3 protein-coding genes are annotated in these 2,962 nt (G+C 44.5%); 2 read left to right on the forward strand and 1 reads right to left on the reverse strand.

Annotated features, from left to right (window positions below):
* Positions 1-64: 64 nt before the first annotated feature.
* A complete protein-coding gene (locus BCT81_RS07350; protein WP_061033030.1) occupies positions 65-388 on the forward strand; it encodes a DUF4144 domain-containing protein in 324 nt (107 codons plus the stop codon).
* Positions 389-479: 91 nt separating this feature from the next.
* On the opposite strand, the gene BCT81_RS07355 is transcribed toward BCT81_RS07350, so the two are convergent.
* On the reverse strand, positions 480-1,808 hold the full coding sequence (locus BCT81_RS07355; protein WP_102423695.1) for an anaerobic C4-dicarboxylate transporter: 1,329 nt from the start codon (positions 1,806-1,808) through the stop codon (positions 480-482).
* A 422-nt stretch (positions 1,809-2,230) separates the two neighbouring features.
* On the opposite strand from BCT81_RS07355, the gene BCT81_RS07360 reads away from it, so the two are divergent.
* On the forward strand, positions 2,231-2,890 hold the full coding sequence (locus tag BCT81_RS07360) for an HAD family phosphatase (RefSeq protein WP_102423696.1): 660 nt from the start codon (positions 2,231-2,233) through the stop codon (positions 2,888-2,890).
* Positions 2,891-2,962: the final 72 nt, after the last annotated feature.

Consider the following 2,962-nt stretch of genomic DNA (forward strand, 5'->3'; position numbering starts at 1 on the left):
ATGATCCAGGGCTCAAAACTGTTTATAGTCGATACACTTCAACATATATGATTCAGAGGCTGTAATGATCCATTGGCCATCTTTAGTAAAACTCGACGGCGATGATGAGCTGATTTACGTCGCATCCGAAAGTGACTTTCAAGCAGAATGCTCAGACATGATCTTGGGCGAAGATGATTACCTCATTGATTCTGAAGGTAACAGCTATTCACTTCAATCCAGCTCAAACCAACTGAACCTAGCGAAACGACCGGAACAATATTCGGTTGAAAACGTGACCAAACTGATTCGCAATCATGAGTTCCAAAAAGCCGAAGTGTGCCTAATGAAAATTCACTTCCCAACTATTGAAGAAGCGATTCAGTCTTTGGCTTTTGAAGCCCGTTAATATCGACTCACAAAACCAGAGCTTCAAATCTCCCAAACAAAAACAGCGCCAATTCAGGCGCTGTTTTTCGTTTCTTACTTAGCTAATTACATTAAGCGATAAAAATCTGAGCCAATGCGTAGCCTAAACAACATGCGCCTACTACACCGATCAAGCCCACCGACATGAATGAGTGGTTGAAGTACCACTTACCAATCTTGGTAGTGCCAGAGACATCGAAGTTCACTGTTGCGATATCTGATGGGTAGTTCGGGATGAAGAAGTAGCCGTACACCGCTGGCATCAAGCCGATTAGCAAGGCAGGGTCTAAACCTAGACCAAGGCCAACCGGTAGCATCATACGTGCCGTTGCTGCTTGCGAGTTCACCACAACCGATACGATGAATAGCGCTAGTGCGAACGTCCATGGATAGTTGGTCACCATTTCCACGATGCCCGATTTGAACTGAGGCATTGCGTATTGGAAGTAAGTATCCGACATCCAAGCGATACCGAAGATAGCAATTGCTGCCACCATACCCGATTTAAATACCACACCATTTGGCACATCACGCGGGTCAGTTTTGGTTGCCAGCAAAATGATACCGCCGAAGCAGAGCATCATCATTTGGATGATGACCGACATCTTGATTGGCTTGTCGCCGTCTACAATGGTTCTAATCTCAGGCACCATCGCCACAATAACGATCACGACAATAGAAAGTAGGAAAATTAATACCGCATTACGAGCTGAACTAGGTAGCACTTCATCTAATGATGTTGCTGTAGTGCTCTCAATACGCTTTTTCCACTCAGGATCTTTCAAACGCTCTTGGTACTCAGGATCGTCGTTCAGTTCTTTACCGCGTTTCAAGCTGTACAGAGAAAGTAACAACGTACCGAACAAGGTTGCAGGCACCGTCACCAATAGAATCGAAAGCAAAGTAATAGAGTGTTGAATATCCGATAGCTGCGCTAAGTAATAAACGACGGCTGCCGAGATTGGCGATGCTGTAATCGCTAGTTGAGATGCAACAGAAGCTGCCGCCATCGGGCGCTCAGGACGAATCCCATTCTTCAATGCCACATCACCAATGATAGGCATGATTGAATAAACCGCGTGGCCAGTGCCCAACAGGAACGTCATCGAATAGGTAACAAATGGGGCTATCATGGTGACGCGTTTCGGGTTCTTTCTCAGTACCCTTTCCGCGACTTGTAACATGTACTTCAGGCCACCTGCCGCTTCGAGGATCGACGCACAAGTCACGACCGCGAGAATAATCAGCATTACAGTGACCGGTGGCGACGTTGGTGGCATCTTGAAGATAAAGACCTCAATCACCAAACCAATGCCCGAGACAACCCCTAAACCAATACCGCCATAACGAGAACCGATATAGAGGACAATAAGCAAAAATAGAAACTCAAAATACAACATAAGCAACCCTGCTAAAAATGTGGACTAGGGTTATTTTGTCTTTATGTTCAATGCGTTACTTATTGGTAGATCACACAATCATTGAGCGTTTTAATGGATTGTTTTTTATAAGATTATGGTCACGATAACAGGCCAATAAGTATCAAGAATGTAATTTTTCATTCGAGCACAGCCGCTAGATTGTTATGCACTCTGATGTTCATTGTTTCTGTTAGAACATCGAAATCTATAGAATTAACCTATAAGATCTTTTGGCTATTAAAACAACAAGATGCATATCACCTTCATCGCGTAAAAACCAACAGCTGAGTACTGCTTACAATAAACCTTCTCGTTTTTTCACAAAGCTTTGACTCGCCTATACCTAGTGGCTATGTCAAAATACTCGCCCTCATGACCACAACACATAAAGAACCACGGATATGAAATTCCAAGCAGCTATTTTTGATATGGATGGCCTACTCCTTGATACTGAGCGCCTGTGTATGCAGATTTTTGAAGAAGCATGTCACGCGCAAGGTGTCCCATTTTTAAAGGACGTTTACTTAGGCATCATCGGCTGTAACGCAAAAACTATCGAACAGATCTTTAGAAATGGTTATGGCGAAGATCTTGATTATCCGGCTCTAAATAATGAATGGCGTACTCGCTATAGCGCGATTGTTAAGAACCAAGCGATTCCGGTCAAAAATGGCGTGATAGAACTGCTGGAATGGCTAAAGTCGAATGACATTCCAATCGCGGTGGCAACCTCAACACAGCTTGATATCGCGAAGAAAAAGCTTGAGTTAGCAGGCCTAGATTCTTACTTCACTTCACTAAGCACAGGCTGCGAAGTGACTAACGGTAAGCCTCATCCAGAGATCTACTTGCTGGCCGCTGAGCGCTTGGGCGTTGCACCTGAAACTTGTCTTGCGTTTGAAGATTCAAACAACGGTATTCGAGCATCGATGGCTGCCAACATGATCAGCTTCCAGATCCCTGATTTAGTCGAACCATGCGATGAAGTAAAAGCGCTTGGGCACACCATCAGCCCTTCTCTACGTCATGTATTAGCACAGCTTCAACAAGCTGCTGCTTAAGCTCTGACTGCCGTTGATAATGCTTTTATCAACGTAGACAAGACTCTCTATCAAGCCGACTCACAGAGTCGG

This window comes from Vibrio sp. 10N.261.52.A1, from assembly GCF_002876325.1.
Classification (GTDB): Bacteria; Pseudomonadota; Gammaproteobacteria; order Enterobacterales; family Vibrionaceae; genus Vibrio; species Vibrio chagasii.